We start from the raw sequence: 18,599 nt of genomic DNA, 5'->3' as shown, positions 1-18,599 counted from the left end.
GGTGTGTCGCACGATCCGGCTGATATTTCGAGCTTTTTTTGTGACCGATGCGATCAGCGGACCGCATCGGACCGGAACTTCAGCGTTTCGAGGTGGTCATCGCCCGATCATTTTCGAACACATATTCAATTTCCCGGTCCGGTGTGATGGCCGGGCGCGCGGTGCCGGTCGTACGAGCGGCGCCAGCGGTTCAGGAGCCCTTCGGGTACTTCTTCGGAGGTGAGTGCGAACACGAGGTGGTCGCGCCAGGCGCCGTCGATGTGCAGATAACGAGGCCGGAGGCCCTCCTCCCGGAATCCGAGTTTCTCCACCACGCGGCGGCTCGGGCCGTTCTCGGGGCGAATGCAGACCTCGATGCGGTGCAGTCCGACGGTGCGGAAACAGTGGTCGACGACGAGCGCGACGGACGTCGGCATGACCCCGCGCCCGGCCACGGACTCGTCGACCCAGTACCCGACGTGCCCGGAGCACATGGAGCCCCAGGTGATGCCGGCGACCGTCAACTGGCCGACCAGGCGCCCCTGGTACTCGATGACGAACGGCAGCATGCGGCCCGCGTTCGCCTCGGAGCGCAGGTGGCGGACCATCTGGCGGTAGGTCGGCCGGTGCGCGAGAGGGCCGTTCGGCGCGGGCGGCGGGATCGTCGCCTCCCAGGGGCGCAGCCAGTCGCGGTTGCGCCGGTTGACCTCGCGCCAGGCGTTCTGGTCGCGGACCTTTATCGGCCGCAGGACGATGTCGCCGTCCACCAGCCGTGCGGGCCAGGTTGCGCTGTTCAGCTCGCACCCCCGGCTCTGGGGTGGTCGCCGCCGCGGACCTGGTCGACGGCGTGGACCAGGAGGGGTTCCAGGACGGCGAGTCCGTCCTTCACCCCGCCGGTGGAGCCCGGCAGGTTGACGACGAGCGTCCCGCGCGCGAGGCCGGCGAGTCCGCGGGAGAGCGCGGCGGTGGGGACCTTGTCGCGGCCGTACGCGCGGATGGCCTCGGCGATGCCGGGGACCTCGCGGTCGAGGACCGCGCGGGTCGCCTCGGGGGTGCGGTCGGTGGGCGAGACGCCGGTGCCGCCGGTGGTGACGATGACGTCGTACCCGGCGTCCACGCCCGCGCGCAGGACCGTCTCCACGGGGTCGCCGTCGGGGACGATCTGAGGGCCGTCCACGGCGAATCCGAGGGCGCGCAGGCCCTCGGCGACCAGCGGGCCGCCCTTGTCCTCGTAGACGCCCGCGGAGGCCCGGTTGGAGGCCGTCACGACCAGCGCGGAGTACGGCGCGAGCAGCGCGCCGCCGACGGACGGGTCGAGTGTCATGTCCTGCTCCAGTCGCCCGACTTGCCGCCCGTCTTCTGCTCCACGCGCACGTCCGTGATGACCGCTCCCTTGTCGACCGCCTTGACCATGTCGATCACGGTGAGCGCGGCGACGGAGACCGCGGTGAGGGCCTCCATCTCGACGCCCGTGCGGTCCGCCGTGCGGACCGTGGCGAGGATCTCCACGGCGTCGTCCGCGACCGACAGATCCAGTGTCACACCGGACAGCGACAGCGGGTGGCACAGCGGGATCAGGTCCGGGGTGCGTTTGGCGCCCATGATGCCCGCGATGCGCGCCACGGCGAGCGCGTCGCCCTTGGGGACGCCCTCGCCGCGCAACAGCTCGACCACGCGCGGGGAGACGAGGACGCGGCCGGACGCGCGCGCGGTGCGGGCCGTCACGTCCTTGCCGGTCACGTCGACCATCCGGGCGGCGCCCGCCTCGTCGATATGCGTCAGTCGGTCCTGCGTGCTCATGCTGTGTGGCGCTCCCGGTCCGGGCCTGTTGTGCGCGACACGGTACTCCCCGGCCGGCGGGGACGACGGAACGGGACCGTCCTGCGGGCTGGCGCACCCGCGCGGGCGCCTCAGCCGAGGAGGACGACCTCGACGTCGGTGCCCGGCTCGACGTGGTCGACGCCCTCGGGGACGACGATCAGCGCGTCCGCGTGCGCGAGGGCGGCGACCAGGTGGGAGCCGGCGCCGCCGACGGGGCTGACGGTGCCGTCGGCGCAGGTGGCGCGCAGGTACTGGCGGCGGCCCGCCGGGGACTTGAGGGGCCTGTCGGCGGTGAGCTTCGCGCGCGTGGTGGGCCGGTGGAGGTCCGTGAGGCCCATCAGGGCGCGGATGGCGGGCCGGACGAACAGCTCGAAGGAGACGTACGAGGAGACCGGGTTGCCGGGCAGGGCCAGCAGGGGCGTGTGGTCGGGGCCGACCGTGCCGAAGCCCTGGGGTTTGCCGGGCTGCATGGCGAGCGTGCGGAAGTCGACGCCCGCGCCCTCCTCGTCCTCGTCGGCGACGGACGACAGCGCCTCCTTGACGACGTCGTACGCGCCGACGCTGACGCCGCCGGTGGTCACCATCAGGTCGGCGCGGACCAGTTGGTCCTCGATGGTGGAGCGCAGCGTCTCGGGGTCGTCGGCGACCGCGCCCACGCGGTAGGCGATCGCTCCGGCGTCGCGGGCGGCGGCGGTGAGGGCGAAGCTGTTGGAGTCGAAGATCTGCCCGTCGGCCAACTCCTCGCCGGGCTGGATCAGTTCGCTGCCGGTGGACAGGACGACCACGCGCGGGCGCGGGCGTACGCGGACGGTGCCCCGGCCGATCGCGGCGAGCAGGGCGATCTGCGGCGGCCCGAGGACCGTACCGGCGCTCAGCGCGCGGTCGCCCGCGCGGACGTCGCTGCCCTGCGCGCGTACGTGCGCGCGGGCCTCGGCGGGCCGGTACACGCGGACGTGCCCGAAGGCGCCCTCCGGGGCGAGGCTGTGCGCGCGCATGGAGCCGACCGGGCCCTCGCCGAGCCCGCCGTCGGTCCACTCGACGGGGACGACGGTCTCGGCGCCGGGCGGCAGGGGGGCGCCGGTCATGATGCGGGCGGCCTGGCCGGGGCCCACGTGCAGGAGGGCCGCCTGCGCTCCCGCCGCGACGTCCCCGACGACCTCCAGGGCGGCCGGGAACTCCTCGCTCGCGCCCGCGACGTCCGCGACCCGTACCGCGTACCCGTCCATGGAGCTGTTGTCGAACGGCGGCAGGGAGACCGCGACCGTGACGTCCTCGACGAGGACGCAGCCCTGGGCGTCGAGGAGTTGCAGCTCGATGGGTTCGAGGGGGCGGACGGTCGCGAGGACGTCCTCAAGGTGCTCGTCCACGGACCAGGTGCGGTCCGGGGCGGCGGGGCGCGGTGCGGCGGTGCTCAACGCGGCTGCAACTCCTCGGTGACGTAACGGTGGAGCCAGGTCCGGAAGTCCGGTCCCAGGTCTTCACGTTCGCACGCGAGTCTGACAATGGCACGCAGGTAGTCGCCGCGGTCGCCGGTGTCATAGCGGCGGCCCTTGAAGACGACGCCGTGCACGGGGCCGCCGGCCGACTCGTCCTGGGCGAGCTGCTGGAGGGCGTCGGTGAGCTGGATCTCGCCCCCGCGCCCGGGTGCGGTGGTGCGCAGGATGCCGAAGACGGCGGGGTCGAGGACGTAGCGGCCGATGATCGCGTAGGCGGACGGGGCGTCCGCGGGGTCCGGCTTCTCGACGAGGCCTGTCACCTCGACGACGTCGGCGTCGGCGGTGGGCCGTACGGCCGCGCACCCGTAGAGGTGGATCTGCTCGGGCGCGACCTCCATGAGGGCGACGACGCTGCCGCCGTGCCGCTCCCGGACCTCGATCATGCGCTGGAGCAGGGGGTCGCGCGGGTCGATCAGGTCGTCGCCCAGGAGGACGGCGAAGGGCTCCTGGCCGACGTGCGGGGCCGCGCACAGCACCGCGTGGCCGAGGCCCTTGGGGTCGCCCTGGCGGACGTAGTGCATGGTCGCGAGGTCGCTGGACTCCTGGACCTTGGAGAGCCGGGCGGCGTCGCCCTTCTTCTGGAGCGCTGACTCGAGCTCGTAGTTGCGGTCGAAGTGGTCCTCAAGGGGCCGCTTGTTGCGGCCGGTGACCATGAGGACGTCGTCGAGACCGGCGGACACGGCCTCCTCGACCACGTACTGGATCGCGGGCTTGTCCACGACCGGCAGCATCTCCTTGGGCGTCGCCTTCGTCGCCGGCAGGAACCGGGTTCCGAGGCCGGCCGCGGGGATGACAGCCTTGCTGATCCTGGGGTGGGACTGAGTCATGGCGGTCACCCTATCCGGTGCTCTTGAGCGGAATCCGTGACACCGGACCATGGATGCTCATATGAGCGCATTCGAGACAGTGCGGAGTGGTGCATGAGCCTGACCGACGGCCCGGCGGCGTCCGGGAAGCGGGAGCTGCGACGGCAACTCCTCGCCGTACGCGCCGGGTTGACCCCCGACGACCTGCGGGTATCGGCCGCCGCCCTGGCCGAACGCGCGCTGGAGCTGCCGGAGTTGGCGCACGCGCGCGCGGTGGCGGCGTACGTCTCCGTAGGGAGCGAGCCGGGCACGCTCGCGCTCCTGGACGCGCTGCGCGCGCGGGGCGTGCGCGTCCTGCTGCCCGCGCTGCTGCCGGACAACGACCTGGACTGGGGCCTGTACGACGGTGAGGGCTCCCTCGCGAGCGTCCGGCACGGCGGGCGGATGGCCCTCCTGGAGCCCGTCGGCAAGCGGCTCGGCCCGGACACCGTGACGGGCGCCGACGTCGTCCTGCTGCCCGGCCTCGCGGTCGACGCGCGCGGGATGCGGCTGGGGCGCGGAGGGGGGTCGTACGACCGGGTGCTGGCGCGGCTGGAGCGGGCGGGGTCGAGGGCGGCTCTGGTGGTGCTCCTGTACGACGGTGAGGTGGTCGAGCGGGTGCCGGCGGAGGAGCACGACCGGCCGGTGCACGCGGTGGTGACGCCGTCGGGGGTACGTCGGTACGGCACTGTTTCGTCGTAACGCCTGTCGGAAGCGGGGGAACGAGAAGGGGCCCTCCGCGTGGAGGGCCCCTTCTCGTCGTCAGTCGCGCGTGCGCGTCACGGCTTCAGCGTGAGGGTGTCGCTCGTGCTGTCGTCGACGGACTTCGGCGTGAAGGACCAGTCGAGGAGTTCGCCGTCGGCCCACTTGCCGGTCTGGTCGGTGTAGTGGGCGCTGAAGGCGTGTCCGGAGGCGCCGGAGAGGTTGATCCACCTCGACTTGTCGAAGTCGTCGAGGTTGACGACCATCCGCATCGAGGGGACCCAGACGACGCCGTAGCCGCCGGCCGCGTTCCAGCCGGTCGCGTTGACCGCGGCCTCGCCGCCGCTGAGCTTCCAGGGGCCGCGGTTGAGGATGTACCGCAGGAAGTCGGGGCCTTCGGTGCCGAGGGTCTGGTTCTTCAGGAACAGCCGGTGCAGGCGGCCCCAGCTCCAGGTGTCCATGTCCTTGCCGAGCTTGGCGGTCAGCTCCCAGCGGGCGTCGATCAGCGCGCGCTTGAAGAGGCCGTCGCGGTCGACGGCTCCCGGGCGCGTGCCGGAGCGGGGCGTCGTCCACCAGGCGCTCTTGGGCTTGTCCATCAGGTCGCGCACGACCTCGAACCAGCGGTCGCCGCCGTCGGGCTGCGCCTGGTCGGCGTCGCGCATGCCGCACTCGCGGACCTTCTGCGTGTCGTCGACAGGGCCGGTGGAGTTGACCGGATCGACCCACAGGCACTGTCCCTCGACGCGCAGTTCCTTGGGGAGCTTGTTGCCGAAGGCGAGCTTGAGGATGTTGCGCCACACGGCGTTGAAGTACGCGGCTGCGGCGGAGTCGGCGTCCTGGGTGTAGTCCCAGCCCTGGAGGAGCTTCTGGGCCTCGCGGACGTCCGGGTCGGCGAGGTCGATCTTCAGGAGCCTCGGCACGAGCAGCTTGGCGATCTCGCTGCTGCTGTCGAGCTGCATCTGGCGCATGTCGTCGGTGGAGATCTTGCCGCCGCCCTCGATCTTCTGCTTGATCAGGTCGGTGATGCGCTGGCTGCGGGTGCCGTAGCCCCAGTCGGTGGTGAGCGTGTACGGGTAGTCGTCGGGGTCGACGACGGCCTGGTTGGCGGTGACGATGTAGCCGCGCTCGGGGTTGTACTCGTTGGGCAGCTGGTCGAACTTCAGGTAGCCCGTCCACGCGTACTTGGAGTCCCAGCCGGGGGCGGGGATGGAGCCGTCGTGGTTCTTCCCGCGCGTGGGGATCTTCCCCGGCAGCTGGTAGCCGATGTCGTTCTTGGTGTCGGCGTAGATCAAGTTCTGCGAGGGGACGTCGAAGAGCTTGGCGGCGTCGCGGAAGCTCTCCCAGCCGGTCGCCCTGTTCAGCGCGAAGACGGCGTCCATGGTGGTGCCGGGTTCGAGGGCGGTCCACTTCAGGGCGACGCCGTAGCCGTCGCCGCGGTCCGGCGCCGAGGAGGTGACGCCGGCCTTCTTGCCGACCTCGACGAGTTCGTCGTTGCGGTCGGACAGCAGGGGCATGCCGTCCTCGGTCTGCCGTACGACGATCTTCTTGGCGTCGGAGCCGGCGACCTTGATGGTCTCCTCGCGCGTGGTGAACGGGCGGACCTTGCCGTCGTACTCGTAGCCGTCGCCGGTGATCTTCTCCAGGTAGAGGTCGGTGACGTCGACGCCGGAGTTGGTCATGCCCCAGGCGATGTTCTGGTTGTGGCCGATGACGACGCCCGGCATGCCCGCGAAGGTGTAGCCGGTGACGTCGTACTGGCAGGTCGCGGTGATGCTGCGGCAGTGCAGGCCCATCTGGTACCAGACGGAGGGCAGCGAGGCCGTCAGGTGCGGGTCGTTGGCCAGGAGCGGCTTGCCGGTGATCGTGTGCTTCCCGGCGACGACCCACGAGTTGGAGCCGATGCCGTTGCCGTTCACGCCGACGGCTTCCGGAAGGTTGTCGAGGACCCCGTTGAGGCCCGCCAGCTGGCCCTGGAGGGCCGAGGAGCCCTGGGTCGAGGTTCCGGAGCCCGAACCGGTTCCCGAGCCCGTGGAGGAGCCGCTGGAGCTTCCGGAGGAAGAGCCCGACGAGGAGGAGCCCGAGGAGCTGTCCGAGTCGCTCTTCGACCCGAACTCGCCGGTCAGTTCGTCGTACTGGCCTTCCTGGACGATCGCCTTGTTGCGGCTGTACGGATACGCGGGGTACAGGTCGGCGATCTGCTGCGGGCCGAGGCGGCTGGTCATGAGGGCGCGGTCGATCTCGTCCTTCATGTTGCCGCGCAGGTCCCAGGCCATCGCCTTGAGCCAGGACACCGAGTCGACGGGGGTCCACTCGGTCGGCTTGTAGTCGTTGGTGAAGCCGAGGGCCGCGTATTCGAGGGAGATGTCCTCGCCGGACTTGCCCTTGAGGTACGCGTTGACCCCCTTGGCGTACGCCTGGAGGTACTTCTTCGTGGCGGCCGACAGGACCTTGTCGTACTCCTCCTTGGCGACGCGGTCCCAGCCCAGCGTGCGCAGGAATTCGTCGTTCTCGACCTGGCCCTTGCCGAACATCTCCGACAGGCGGCCGGAGGTCATGTGGCGGCGTACGTCCATCTCGTAGAACCGGTCCTGCGCCTGGACGTAGCCCTGCGCCATGAACAGGTCCGCGTCGGAGGAGGCGTAGATCTGCGGAATGCCGTAGCCGTCGCGCTTCACCTCGACCGGACCGGACAGCCCGTCCAGCTTGATCTCGCCCGACGTCTGCGGGAACGAGGCCCGGACCGTGCTGACCGACCAGTACCCGCCGTAAGCGATTCCCCCGATCACCGCCAGGACCAGGACGATCACGATCAGGCGGGCTTTGCGCCCCTTTTTCCTGCCGGATTTGCCGGGCTTGTCACCCGTTGTGGCGGTGGTATTCGGGGGCATCGCTGTCCTTGCTGTCCTAACGCGAGCGGCAGGTCGGGCTGTGACTTTGAATGAACGCTGGAGCAACCATAGGCGCAGGGCCTGACGCCACTTGACTCGGAGTCGGGAACGCGGACGCGCGGGCGCCGGTCCACACCTCGACGAGCGTCAAGAAATCGTCAAGAGTTAGGTAAGGTAACGAAGTAATTGGCTGTACGGCACCGTCCTTCCTGTCCGATGTGTTCGTGCACCCCTTCGCCGGCCCTCTCTCCAGACAAGGAATCCGCCGCTGACCGTCCACCACCTCAACCAGCTCCTGCTCGTCTGCTCGCTCGTCCTGCTCGTCGCCGTCGCGGCCGTACGGATCTCCTCGCGCAGCGGGCTCCCCAGCCTGCTCGTGTACCTGGGGATCGGCGTCCTCATGGGCCAGGACGGCATCGGCGACATCCACTTCAGCAACGCCGAGATGACCCAGGTCATCGGGTACGCGGCCCTGGTCGTGATCCTCGCCGAGGGCGGCCTGGGGACGAAGTGGAAGGAGGTCGGGCCCGCGCTGCCCTCTGCCTCCGCGCTGGCGCTCGGCGGGGTCGCGGTGAGCGTCGGGGTGACGGCGACCGCCGCGCACTACCTGGTGGGCCTGGAGTGGCGGCAGGCACTGATCATCGGCGCGGTGGTGTCGTCGACGGACGCGGCGGCGGTCTTCTCCGTCCTGCGCCGCATCCCGCTGCCCGCGCGCGTGACGGGCACGCTGGAGGCCGAGTCGGGGTTCAACGACGCCCCGGTCGTCATCCTGGTGGTCGCGTTCTCGACAGCGGGTCCCGTCGAGCACTGGTACGTGCTGCTCGGTGAGATAGCCCTGGAGCTGGCCATCGGCGCGGCGATCGGCCTGGCGGTCGGCTTCGCGGGCGCGTGGGGCCTTCGGCACGTCGCGCTGCCCGCCTCCGGCCTCTACCCGATCGCCGTCATGGCCATCGCCGTCACCGCGTACGCGGGCGGCGCGCTCGCGCACGGCAGCGGCTTCCTCGGCGTCTACCTGGCCTCGATGGTGCTCGGCAACGCGAAGCTGCCGCACTGGCCCGCCACGCGCGGGTTCGCCGAAGGGCTCGGCTGGATCGCCCAGATCGGCATGTTCGTACTGCTCGGCCTGCTGGTCACGCCGCACGAGCTGGGCGACGACTTCGTGCCCGCGCTGATCATCGGGCTGGTCCTGACCATGGTCGCGCGCCCGCTGAGCGTCCTGCTGTGCCTGCTGCCGTTCCGGGTGCCCTGGCAGGAGCAGACGCTGATGTCCTGGGCGGGGCTGCGCGGCGCGGTGCCCATCATCCTGGCGACGATCCCCATGGTGAACGGCGTCGACGGCAGCCAGCGGATCTTCAACATCGTCTTCGTGCTGGTCGTCGTCTACACGCTCGTCCAGGGGCCCACACTCCCCTGGCTCGCCCGCACCCTGCGCCTGGGCGACAACAGCGAGGCGACCGACCTGGGGATCGAATCGGCGCCCCTGGAGCGGCTGCGCGGTCATCTTCTGTCCGTCGCGATCCCGGAGGGGTCGAAGATGCACGGCGTCGAGGTCGGCGAACTGCGCCTGCCCGCGGGCGCGGCGGTGACCCTCGTCGTCCGCGACGACGCCTCCTTCGTGCCGTCCCCGACGACCGTCCTGCGGTACGGCGACGAGCTGCTCGTCGTCGCCACCGACCCCGTGCGGGACGCCGCCGAGAAGCGCCTGCGCGCGGTGGGCCACGGCGGCAAGCTCGCCGGCTGGCTGGGGACGGACCGGAGACGTGAACCGCGGATGAAGCGTTAACGACAGGTTTCGCGGTGCTCATTCTCACAGGCCACGAAGGGCTGTACGCCTGTACGATGAGCGCGCACCTAGATCGAACCAACTCTGTCTGAAGCAGAGCTGGCGCGACCGTATGGCGGCCGGAACGCCCTCTTGAAGAGGGCGACGGTATCTACCGCAGCGCGCAAGAGGACAGCTCTCGGCGTCCCCGCGAGGGTCGCGCTACCAGGCGGCAGAAAGGCACGGGCCGTGGCATCCACGGTCACCAAGCAGTCGGCCGAAGGCCGTTCCGGATACGGACAGCTCCTGCGCACGCGCGGGGCATGGACCTTCCTGCTGCCGGGCTTCGCGGCACGCCAGCCGTTCGCGATGCTCACCATTTCCATCGTGCTCCTCGTCCAGCACACCACCGGCTCGTACGGCGCGGCAGGTGCCGCGGCGGCCGTCACCGGTGTCTCCCTGGCCCTGTTCTCGCCCCTCAGCGGCCGTCTCGCCGACCGGTACGGGCAGCGGGCGGTCCTGCTGCCCGGCGTCGTCGTGCACACGCTGGCGGGCCTCACGTTCACCGCCCTCGCGCTGGCCGACGCCCCCCTGTGGGCGCTGTTCGTGGCGGCCGTCCCGACGGGCGCCTCGGTGCCGCAGGTCGGGCCCATGGTGCGCGCGCGGTGGGGCGTGACGCTGAAGGACTCACCCCTGATGCCGACGGCGGCGGCCTTCGAGTCCGTCACCGACGAGCTGACGTTCGTCGTCGGTCCGCTGCTGGCGACCGCCCTGTGCACCGCCGTCCACCCGGCTGCCGGGCTCGTCACGGAAGCCGCCCTGACGCTGGTCGGCGGGCTGCTGTTCGCCGCGCAGAAGAGCACCCAGCCGCCGGTCTCCGCCATCGGGCACGCGCGCGTGGAGCACGCCTCCGCGCTGCGGATCCCCGGCGTGCGCGTGCTGATCGTCGCGTTCCTCGGCATCGGTTCCGTCTTCGGCGGCATGCAGGTGTCGCTGGCCGCGTTCAGCGAGTCGATCGGCGAACCCGGGCTGAACGGCGTCCTGTACGGCACGTTCGCCGCCGGCAACATGCTGTCGGGCGTCGTCTGCGGCGCGATCGTCTGGAAGGTCGCCCCGAGGCGCCGGCTGCTCGTCGCGTACGGCGCGCTCGCGCTGGTCGCCTCCGGGCTGTGGGCCGCGCACTCGGTGTTCCTGCTCGCTGGGCTCGGGCTGCTGGTCGGTGTGTGCATCGCGCCCGCGCTGATCACCGGTTACACCCTGGTCGATGAGCTGGTCCCGGCGGGCGCGCGCACGGAGGCGTTCACGTGGATGACCGGTGCGGTCGCGCTGGGGCAGGCGGCGGCCGTCACGGTCGCCGGACAGCTGGAGGACCGCCTCTGGGGCGGCTCCGGGTTCCTCGTGCCCCTGGGCGGCACGCTGCTGGCCCTGGTGACCGTCCTGGCGCTGCGTTCGCGGCTGACGTCGCCCTCGCGCGGGCGCACGGTGGCACGTGGCGTCGGTCACCGAGTGCCGGTGGCAGTGGACTGATCCCCGGGAATACGTCAGTATGGACCCCCGTTAGCACTCATCGAGTGAGAGTGCCAGGAGGAAGACAGTGCCGACCTACCAGTACCAGTGCACCGAGTGCGGCGAGGGCCTTGAGGCGGTGCAGAAGTTCACCGACGACGCCCTGACCGAGTGCCCCAGTTGCGGTGGCCGCCTGAAGAAGGTGTTCTCCGCCGTCGGCATCGTCTTCAAGGGCTCCGGCTTCTACCGCAACGACAGCCGCGGCTCGTCGTCGAGCAGCTCGCCCGCGTCGGCCAAGTCGTCGTCCTCCTCGTCCAGCACGGACGCGAAGCCGTCGTCCGACGCGAAGCCCGCCTCGGACTCCAAGTCCAAGCCGTCCGCCGGCACCACCGCCGCCTGACGCACCTCGCTTCCGAAGGCCCCGCCGTCCCCTCGACGGCGGGGCCTTCGTCGTCAGCCGCTACTGTTCCGTGCATGACGAACGCAGAGATCGGCGTGATCGGCGGCTCCGGCTTCTACTCGTTCCTCGACGACGTCACCGAGATACAGGTCGACACTCCGTACGGGGCGCCCAGTGACTCCCTCTTCCTCGGCGAGGTCGCCGGACGGCGGGTCGCGTTCCTGCCCCGGCACGGGCGCGGGCACCATCTGCCGCCCCACCGGATCAACTACCGGGCCAACCTCTGGGCGTTGCGGTCCGTCGGGGCGCGGCAGGTGCTCGGGCCGTGCGCGGTGGGCGGGCTGCGGCCCGAGTACGGGCCCGGGACGCTGCTGGTCCCCGACCAGCTGGTGGACCGTACGAAGTCCCGGGCGAACACGTACTTCGACGGGCTGCCGCTGCCCGACGGGACCGTGCCGAACGTCGTGCACGTCTCGCTGGCCGACCCGTACTGCCCGGCCGGGCGCGCGGTCGCGCTGAAGGCCGCCCGGGGGCGGGACTGGGAGGCCGTGGACGGCGGGACGCTGGCCGTGATCGAGGGGCCGCGGTTCTCGACGCGTGCCGAGTCGTTGTGGCATCAGGCCCAGGGGTGGTCGGTCGTGGGAATGACCGGGCATCCGGAGGCGGCGCTCGCCCGTGAACTGGAGCTCTGCTACACGTCGTTGACGCTCGTCACGGATCTGGACGCGGGGGCGGAGACGGGTGAGGGGGTGTCCCACGAGGAGGTGCTCGCCGTGTTCTCGGCGAATGTGGAGCGGCTGCGGGATGTCCTGTTCGACGTGGTGGCGGGGTTGCCGGCGGCGGACGGGCGGGAGTGTCTGTGCGTGAACGCGCTGGGCGGGATGGATCCGGGGTTCGTGCTGCCCTAGCACTCCGGTGATGACGGGCTGTGGTTTTCCACAGGCCGTCGCCACGTTCGGGTGACGGGGTTTTCCACAGGGCGGGCGTTGTCCACAGGCCGCTGCGGAGGGTTGCGGGGCAGGTCATCGTGGATCTCGCAGGCCGGATGTGCGGCCTGTGCGGTCCGCCGGGGGTGCCGGGCGGCCGTCCCTTCGTCGCCGGTGGTGATCCCCATGACCGTTCCGCCTTTTCCCTCCTCGTCCGACGTCTGCCCGGCCGGTGCGGACACTCCGGCCACCTGCGAGGTGCCGCACTTCTCGCCCGTGCGGGTGCGGGGTGCGGGGCATCTGCTGCGGCGGCTCGGGCGGCAGCGCCGGCGGGCGCTGGCGCTGGGGCTCGCGGTCACCGCCGCGGCGCTCGTGGCGGCGGGGGCCCGGGGCGGCGGCCAGGACGCCGCCGAGCGGGCCCGGGGCCGTCCTCATGCCGCCCCTCCTCGCGCCGCCGCCCCGCCCGGCAGGCCTGTCGCCGCCGAGACCGTGTCGGCGCCGGTGCGGATCGCCGACGCGGAGACGGTGCGGCTGCTGCGGCCCGGCGACCGGGTCGACGTGATCGCCTCCGCGCAGACCGCGACGGACGGGGGCGAGGCCCGGGTCGTGGCGCGCGGGGCGCTGGTGTCGAAGGTGCCCGAGCCGCTGGGCGCGGGCGTGGACGGCGGGGCCCTGGTCGTCCTCTCCGTTCCTCGCGAGGCCGCCGCGCGGCTGGCCGGCGCGGGGGTCACGCAGCGGCTGGCGGTGACGCTGTGGTGAGCGACTTCGTCCGATATGTGTACGGTCTGCCGTCGTCAAGTCCCTCGTTCGAGCTACCGAATTGGACAGGCACGCCTCGCTCTGGCGTAGGTTGCGGAGCTGTTCGTTCCGTAGTCGGAGCAAGTGAGGAGTGTCACCGAGGTGAGCGAGAAGAAGGGGGCCGGTGTCTGGGACGGCTTCAAGGCCTTCCTGACGCGTGGCAACGTCGTCGATCTGGCAGTCGCGGTGGTCATCGGCGCCGCCTTCACGAACATCGTCAACTCGGTGGTGAAGGGCGTCATCAACCCGCTGGTGGGTGCGATCGGCACGAAGAACCTGGACAGCTACAGCACGTGTCTGAAGGAGCCGTGCAAGCTGGCGGCCGACGGCTCGCTGGAGAGCGGCGTCCTCATCCAGTGGGGGTCGGTGCTCGGGGCGACACTGAGCTTCGTGATCACGGCCGCGGTCGTGTACTTCCTGATGGTGCTGCCGATGTCGAAGTACCTGGCACGGCAGACCGCCCGGCAGAAGGCCAAGGAGGGCGCGCAGGAGGTCATCGAGGTCTCCGAGCTGGAGGTCCTCAAGGAGATCCGGGACGCTCTGGTCGCCCAGCGCGGTTCGGGGCACGACGGGCGGTAGGCGCGTTCCCCTCGGCCCTGCGGGCGGCGTCCGGCCGTGCCCGCGGGGCCGTTCGGCTTTTCCGTGGGGTCTCAGATGTGGTGGGGCGGCTTCTCGTCGAGGAAGCGCTTGAGGTCGGCCGCCGCGTCGCCGGTCGTCGTGGTGGACTCGCCCCAGCCGCGGTCCGTGTCGTCCGAGGACTGGCGGTCCAGAGGGTCGTCGAAGACCAGCGCGGCCTTCGGGTCACGGGGTTCGGCGGCGGAGGGGGTGCTCATCCCTCCAGGGTACGGGTCTCGGAGGAGACGGTGGGGGTCTGTCGTGCGGGGGAAAGCGGGGTCTGCTGTGCTGGTGGGCATGACGACCAGTTCAGCTCCTTCGGGTGCTTCCTCCGGGCCCTCAGGTGTCTCCCCCGGCTCGCCTCTTGCGGGGCGGCCCGTACGGCGGCTCACCGCGCGCGGGCGCGACGAGGCGCACCGGGTGGCTTCGCCGCTGGAGCTGTTCTTCGACCTGTGCTTCGTGGTGGCGGTCGCGCAGGCGGGCGTCGGGCTGGTGCACGCCGTGGCGGAGGGACACGCGGGGCAGGGGGTCCTGCACTACGCGATGGTGTTCTTCTCCGTGTGGTGGGCCTGGATGAACTTCTCGTGGTTCGCCTCCGCGTACGACAACGACGACGTGCCGTACCGGGTCGTGACGCTCGTCCAGATCGCGGGCGTGCTGGTGCTGGCGGCGGGGGTGTCGCGGGCCTTCGACGGGCGGGACTTCCTGGTCGTGTGGCTCGGGTACCTGATCATGCGGCTGGCGATGGTCGCGCAGTGGCTGAGGGCGGCAGCGTCGACGGCCGGCGCGGAGCGGGCCGTGGCGCTGCGGTACGCCCTGGGGGTGCTGGCGTGCCAGGTGGGGTGGCTGGGGCTGCTCGTGTTCCCCGAGGGCGCGCGGACGTGGGTGTTCCTCGTGATGGTGGTCGCCGAGCTGGGCGTGCCGGTGTTCGCGGAGCGGGACTTCCAGACCTCGTGGCATCCGCATCACATCGCCGAGCGGTACGGGCTGTTCACGATCATCGTGCTGGGCGAGACGATCGCGGCAGCGACGGTCGCGGTGAAGTCTGCGGTCGACGAGCACGATGCGCTGGGCGAGTTGCTGCCGATCGCCGGCGGTGGGCTGCTGATCGTGTTCGCCGCGTGGTGGATCTACTTCGTGGTGCCCGTCCATGGGCGTCTGCGCTCCAATTGGCAGGCGTTTCTGTGGGGGTACGGCCATTACCTCGTCTTCGCGTCGGCCGCGGCGATCGGGGCGGGGCTCGAAGTGGGGGTGGAGGAGGCGGTTGGGAAGGCGCATATTTCCGCTGTGGCGGCAGCGGCGGCCGTGACTGTGCCGACTGCGCTGTATCTGGTGACCGTGTGGGGGTTGCACTCTCGGTACTTCAAGGTGGGGCTTGTGCAGCAGGCGGTGTTGCCGGGGGCTGCGGTGCTGGTGTTGTGCTGCACGGTTCTGGGGCGGTGGGGGGTGTTTGCGGCTGGGGTGGTGGCGGGGCTTGCTGTGGTGGTGGGGACGGTGCTGACCTCGCGGATGGTGGGGCGGGAGGGGGTGGTGGGTTGAGGGGGTTGGGGGTGCCGGGAGGGTTGGCTCGGCGTCCTGCCTGTCGCCCTGCGGGCGCGCGGGAGGTTTGTGGGTGGGTCGGGGGTGCCGGGGGTGCGGCGAGCCCGTCGCGGACGGTGTTGGCCAGTGGGGTAGACCGAGCCGTGGGCTGCTGTCTTCGTAAGCGACGGGCTGCGCCGCACCCCCGGCACCCCGCTCCCCGCCGTTTGCGGCCCACCCGCCGTACGGGACAGGCCAAGGCCAGCCCGCCGGGGGCGGCTCACCCGCCGTTTTTTTGGGGGGGGGGAGGCAGGGGCGGGCCCGCCGATTACGGCTCTCCCGCCGTCCGGGTCAGGCGGGGCGGGCTCGCTGGTTGCGGGGCTCCTGCCGTGCGGGGGCGGTGGGGGTGGGCTCGCCGATTGTGGGGCTCCCGCCGTGCCTGGGGGGTGGAGGCTCGTGGTTGCGGCTGTGGGGGTAGGCGCAGGAGGTGGGGCGGGAGGAAGAGGGGCTGTTGTGGTGTGTGGGGTGGGGACGGGTGAAGGGAGACTGGGCTTATGACAGTTGACGCTTTGACTGACGTTGCTGGGATTCGGGTTGGGCATGCCACTCGGGTCGGGGGTGGGTGGTTGACCGGGACGACTGTTGTGCTTGCGCCTGAGGGGGGTGCTGTGGGGGCTGTTGATGTGCGTGGGGGTGGGCCGGGGACTAAGGAAACCGATGCGCTCGATCCTCGGAACGTGGTGCGGCGGGTTGAGGCGGTCGTGCTTACCGGGGGGAGCGCGTATGGGCTTGACTCCGCGTCCGGGGTGATGGGGTGGCTGGAGGAGCGGGGGCGGGGGGTTCGGGTGGGGCCCGAGGTGGGGCATGTGGTGCCTGTTGTGCCTGCCGCGTGTGTGTTTGATCTGGGGCGGGGTGGGGATTTTCGGGCTCGGCCCGATGCGGGGATGGGGCGGGCCGCGGTTGAGGCCGCCGCCGTGAGTGGGGTGGGGGCGCCTGTTGTCGAGGGGTGTGTCGGGGCTGGTACGGGGGCTGTTGCCGGGGTGTTGAAGGGGGGTGTCGGGACCGCTGGGGTGCGGTTGCCGTCGGGGGGCACGGTGGGGGCGTTGGTCGTGCTCAATGCGGCGGGGTCCGTTGTGGAGCCTGGGACTGGGGCGTTGTACGGGGAACTGGTGTTGGGGCGGGGGGAGTTGCCCGAAGCTCGGGTGCATGAGGCTGCGCGGGTTCGGATGGCCGAGTGTGCTGCCGCGTATGCCCCTCCGCCGCTCAACACGACGCTGGCCGTCGTCGCCACGGACCTTGCTCTGTCCAAGGCTCAGGCCCAGAAGTTGGCGGGGGTTTCCCATGACGGGATCGCTCGGGCCGTTCGTCCTGTGCATCTGCTGAACGACGGGGACACGGTGTTCGCGCTGGCCACGGGGGCTCGGGCGCTGGATGAGGGGGATCCGTTGGCGTTGAACGAGGTGTTGGAGGCGGGGGCGGATGCTGTGACTCGGGCGATCGTTAGGGCTGCGCGGGCGGCGGAGTCGGTGGAGGGGGTGGGGGGTGTGTGGCCTTCGTATCGGGAGTTGTACGGGTGAGGGGTGGGGGCGTTCGGGGTGCGGGCGTAGGTGCGGGGCGTGGGAAGGGGGTGGGTGGTGGCGGTGAGTGGGTGAGTGCGGGTTCGGTGGGGGCTGGGGTGGGGGCGTTGGCGCTCACCCGCGCTTGCGGGGTGCCGCTGCGCCCACCCGTGCCGCCCCATGGGGGCACCTCCCAGGCCCTTCGGGCACTGGGGGAGGCACGACTGCCCGCAGCTGGGTGGGGCGAGTGGAACGGGTGCGGGTCCGTGGGGGGCACGACTGCCCGCAGCTGCGGGGGCCGGGTGGAGCGGGTGCGGGTCGGTGAGGGGTGGCGCGGCTGCCCGCAGCTAGGCGAGCAGGGTGGAGCGTGTGCGGGTCCGTGGGGGTGGCGCGGCTGGCCGCAGCTACGCGGGGCGCGTGGAGCGGGTGCGGGTCGGTGAGGGGTGGCGCGGCTGCCCGCAGCTAGGCGAGCAGGGTGGAGCGTGTGCGGGTCCGTGGGGGTGGCGCGGCTGGCCGCAGGCGCGGGGGCGGGGTGGGGCGTGTGCGGGTCCGTGGGGTGTGGCGCGGTCGGCCGCCGGGCGGGTGAGGGGTGGTGGGGCTCAGTTGTGGCGGTTGGGTTGGCCGTCGTCTGCTCGGGCAAGGGTGTCGTGGGTGGTTTGGGGTGGGCAAGGCCGGTTGAGGGGTGGTACGTGCGGGTGGGGTGGGGAGTTGGGGGTGGGGTGGGGAGTTGGGGGTGGGGTGGGGTTTTCGTGGTTTGTCTGGGTGGGGGGAACTTCTTGGGGTGGGGGTGCGTTTTATTGGGTACACGTTTTGCCGTTCGCCGGGTGTGGTGTCCGGGTGAGGGGCTACCGTATGCACCCACAAGGTGACATGCAGCAACGCCGGGAGAAACCTTGAGCGTTCCGTACGAGATGGCGGCGTACGAACCATTTGAGTCGCCGGAGTCTCCGGAGGAGCACCTCGCGCGGCTCCTCGGGCGGGCCCTGAACTCCTTCGAGCTCGCCGACGAGGTGCTGAGGCAGCTCGACTGCGCGCTGGCGCACGACAGTTCGCTGCACTCCGCGCACCACAGCGCGGGGCTGCACCGGGAGACGTACCGGCACACGTGGCTGCTCGCGGACGGTACGGCGCTCACGCTGTGGGAGCTGGTGCACAACATCACGGCCGGCGGGGAGTCGCAGCACGAGGTGTACGCCGAGCCGGAGGAGCTGCGGGAGGCGACCTCGCGGCTGCCGTTACCCCTGGACTCGCCGGAGTTCGAGCTGCCGGTGTCCGTGCAGCTGGCGGCCATGCCGGTGCCTCGGCACATGTACGTGCGGGGGGATTCCGCCGATCACGTACGGCGGTTGCTGCGGCGGGCGGAGAACTCCGACCGGCCGGGGCGGGAGTTGGTGGAGCGGGTCTCCGCGGCGTCGGCGTACGAGATCACCCAGGCGTTCGGGCGGCCCTGCCGGGCGGGACGGGCGGGGATCGGGTTCGCGCTGTACGAGCACGCGTTCCTGCTGGCCGACGGCGAGGAGGTGTCGCTGTGGGAGGTGGAGCACACGGTGACGCCGGACGGGCGGCACATGTGTGAGGTGTACGCGACGGAGGAGGAGGCTCGGGCGGGGATGGAGCGGCGGGCCGCGCAACTGTCGTAGCGGTGTTGGGGGTTGGGGTGGCAGCGGGAGGGATTGCGCGGGGGCGTGGCTTGCCTCGCTGAGCGGCGGGCCGGCAGCGCCGAAGCCGTGGCGCCGGCGGGCAGGGCGCGGAAGCCGTGGGCGCCGGTGGGTGGGTGGTGCACGAGG

17 protein-coding genes are annotated in these 18,599 nt (G+C 71.4%); 10 read left to right on the top strand and 7 right to left on the bottom strand.

The annotated features are described in order from the left end of the window. Positions 1 to 125: 125 nt before the first annotated feature. The 5 genes from J8M50_RS06610 to galU all read right to left on the bottom strand — a co-directional run bounded on the left by J8M50_RS06610 (position 126) and on the right by galU (position 4,123). Positions 126 to 746, bottom strand: coding sequence for a GNAT family N-acetyltransferase (locus J8M50_RS06610; protein ID WP_010354981.1), 621 nt, complete (start codon positions 744 to 746; stop codon positions 126 to 128). Positions 747 to 772: 26 nt separating this feature from the next. After that, a complete protein-coding gene (locus J8M50_RS06605) occupies positions 773 to 1,303 on the bottom strand; it encodes a MogA/MoaB family molybdenum cofactor biosynthesis protein (RefSeq protein ID WP_010354982.1) in 531 nt (176 codons plus the stop codon). Then, positions 1,300 to 1,779, bottom strand: a complete 480-nt coding sequence (gene moaC / locus J8M50_RS06600) for a cyclic pyranopterin monophosphate synthase MoaC (protein WP_010354983.1) — start codon at positions 1,777 to 1,779, stop codon at positions 1,300 to 1,302. Before moaC ends, J8M50_RS06605 begins: the two co-directional genes overlap by 4 nt. A gap of 110 nt (positions 1,780 to 1,889) precedes the next feature. Beyond that, positions 1,890 to 3,215 carry a molybdotransferase-like divisome protein Glp gene (gene glp / locus J8M50_RS06595; protein ID WP_010354984.1) on the bottom strand — a complete coding sequence of 442 codons (1,326 nt, stop codon included), beginning with the start codon at positions 3,213 to 3,215 and terminating at the stop codon, positions 1,890 to 1,892. Next, a complete protein-coding gene (galU, locus tag J8M50_RS06590) occupies positions 3,212 to 4,123 on the bottom strand; it encodes a UTP--glucose-1-phosphate uridylyltransferase GalU (protein WP_010354985.1) in 912 nt (303 codons plus the stop codon). The genes glp and galU overlap by 4 nt, the downstream gene beginning before the upstream one ends. 93 nt (positions 4,124 to 4,216) lie before the next feature. On the opposite strand from galU, the gene J8M50_RS06585 reads away from it, so the two are divergent. Further along, positions 4,217 to 4,843 carry a 5-formyltetrahydrofolate cyclo-ligase gene (locus J8M50_RS06585; RefSeq protein WP_010354986.1) on the top strand — a complete coding sequence of 209 codons (627 nt, stop codon included), beginning with the start codon at positions 4,217 to 4,219 and terminating at the stop codon, positions 4,841 to 4,843. A gap of 77 nt (positions 4,844 to 4,920) precedes the next feature. Here the strand turns inward: J8M50_RS06585 and J8M50_RS06580 are convergent, their stop codons facing one another. Next, positions 4,921 to 7,731, bottom strand: a complete 2,811-nt coding sequence (locus J8M50_RS06580) for a penicillin acylase family protein (protein WP_010354987.1) — start codon at positions 7,729 to 7,731, stop codon at positions 4,921 to 4,923. 268 nt (positions 7,732 to 7,999) lie between these two features. Between J8M50_RS06580 and J8M50_RS06575 the strand changes: the two genes are divergently transcribed. The 6 genes from J8M50_RS06575 to mscL all read left to right on the top strand — a co-directional run bounded on the left by J8M50_RS06575 (position 8,000) and on the right by mscL (position 13,702). After that, complete coding sequence (locus J8M50_RS06575) at positions 8,000 to 9,514, top strand: potassium/proton antiporter (RefSeq protein ID WP_029184033.1); 1,515 nt, start codon at positions 8,000 to 8,002, stop codon at positions 9,512 to 9,514. Between the two features lie 228 nt (positions 9,515 to 9,742). Beyond that, entirely contained in the window at positions 9,743 to 11,020 is a 1,278-nt protein-coding gene (locus J8M50_RS06570; RefSeq protein WP_010354989.1) for an MFS transporter, read from the top strand. A gap of 67 nt (positions 11,021 to 11,087) precedes the next feature. Next, on the top strand, positions 11,088 to 11,399 hold the full coding sequence (locus J8M50_RS06565; protein WP_010354990.1) for an FmdB family zinc ribbon protein: 312 nt from the start codon (positions 11,088 to 11,090) through the stop codon (positions 11,397 to 11,399). Positions 11,400 to 11,473: 74 nt separating this feature from the next. Beyond that, positions 11,474 to 12,307, top strand: a complete 834-nt coding sequence (locus J8M50_RS06560; RefSeq protein WP_010354991.1) for an S-methyl-5'-thioadenosine phosphorylase — start codon at positions 11,474 to 11,476, stop codon at positions 12,305 to 12,307. Between the two features lie 204 nt (positions 12,308 to 12,511). Beyond that, positions 12,512 to 13,084, top strand: coding sequence for a hypothetical protein (locus tag J8M50_RS06555; RefSeq protein WP_059045675.1), 573 nt, complete (start codon positions 12,512 to 12,514; stop codon positions 13,082 to 13,084). A 141-nt stretch (positions 13,085 to 13,225) separates the two neighbouring features. Further along, positions 13,226 to 13,702, top strand: a complete 477-nt coding sequence (mscL, locus tag J8M50_RS06550) for a large conductance mechanosensitive channel protein MscL (RefSeq protein WP_010350104.1) — start codon at positions 13,226 to 13,228, stop codon at positions 13,700 to 13,702. A 71-nt stretch (positions 13,703 to 13,773) separates the two neighbouring features. Here mscL and J8M50_RS06545 read toward each other — a convergent pair whose 3' ends face one another. Then, the gene (locus tag J8M50_RS06545; protein ID WP_010350103.1) at positions 13,774 to 13,956 is read right to left on the bottom strand and encodes a hypothetical protein; all 183 of its coding nucleotides are present in this window, start codon (positions 13,954 to 13,956) and stop codon (positions 13,774 to 13,776) included. 79 nt (positions 13,957 to 14,035) lie between these two features. On the opposite strand from J8M50_RS06545, the gene J8M50_RS06540 reads away from it, so the two are divergent. From J8M50_RS06540 to J8M50_RS06530, 3 genes are all read left to right on the top strand, one after another. After that, positions 14,036 to 15,277 (top strand): low temperature requirement protein A, encoded by a 1,242-nt coding sequence (locus J8M50_RS06540; RefSeq protein WP_029183333.1) that lies wholly within the window; start codon positions 14,036 to 14,038, stop codon positions 15,275 to 15,277. Positions 15,278 to 15,810: 533 nt separating this feature from the next. Beyond that, on the top strand, positions 15,811 to 16,833 hold the full coding sequence (locus J8M50_RS06535; RefSeq protein WP_029183332.1) for a P1 family peptidase: 1,023 nt from the start codon (positions 15,811 to 15,813) through the stop codon (positions 16,831 to 16,833). An 872-nt stretch (positions 16,834 to 17,705) separates the two neighbouring features. Beyond that, positions 17,706 to 18,452: a DUF6227 family protein gene (locus J8M50_RS06530; protein WP_010350100.1), complete on the top strand. Its 747-nt coding sequence runs from the start codon at positions 17,706 to 17,708 to the stop codon at positions 18,450 to 18,452. Positions 18,453 to 18,599: the final 147 nt, after the last annotated feature.

This window comes from Streptomyces acidiscabies, from assembly GCF_020010905.1.
GTDB classification, from domain to species: Bacteria; Actinomycetota; Actinomycetes; order Streptomycetales; family Streptomycetaceae; genus Streptomyces; species Streptomyces acidiscabies.
The sequence above is the reverse complement of the archived record's forward strand: the minus strand, read 5'-3'. Positions and strand labels throughout refer to the sequence as shown.

Bases quoted from the DNA above. Each gene is read 5' to 3' on its own strand.
- J8M50_RS06585 (WP_010354986.1), top strand. From the start codon at position 4,217: ATGAGCCTGACCGACGGCCCGGCGGCGTCCGGGAAGCGGGAGCTGCGA.
- galU (WP_010354985.1), bottom strand. From the start codon at position 4,123: ATGACTCAGTCCCACCCCAGGATCAGCAAGGCTGTCATCCCCGCGGCC.
- J8M50_RS06560 (WP_010354991.1), top strand. From the start codon at position 11,474: ATGACGAACGCAGAGATCGGCGTGATCGGCGGCTCCGGCTTCTACTCG.
- J8M50_RS06580 (WP_010354987.1), bottom strand. From the start codon at position 7,731: ATGCCCCCGAATACCACCGCCACAACGGGTGACAAGCCCGGCAAATCC.
- J8M50_RS06535 (WP_029183332.1), top strand. From the start codon at position 15,811: ATGACAGTTGACGCTTTGACTGACGTTGCTGGGATTCGGGTTGGGCAT.
- J8M50_RS06545 (WP_010350103.1), bottom strand. From the start codon at position 13,956: ATGAGCACCCCCTCCGCCGCCGAACCCCGTGACCCGAAGGCCGCGCTG.
- J8M50_RS06540 (WP_029183333.1), top strand. From the start codon at position 14,036: ATGACGACCAGTTCAGCTCCTTCGGGTGCTTCCTCCGGGCCCTCAGGT.
- moaC (WP_010354983.1), bottom strand. From the start codon at position 1,779: ATGAGCACGCAGGACCGACTGACGCATATCGACGAGGCGGGCGCCGCC.
- J8M50_RS06605 (WP_010354982.1), bottom strand. From the start codon at position 1,303: ATGACACTCGACCCGTCCGTCGGCGGCGCGCTGCTCGCGCCGTACTCC.
- J8M50_RS06555 (WP_059045675.1), top strand. From the start codon at position 12,512: ATGACCGTTCCGCCTTTTCCCTCCTCGTCCGACGTCTGCCCGGCCGGT.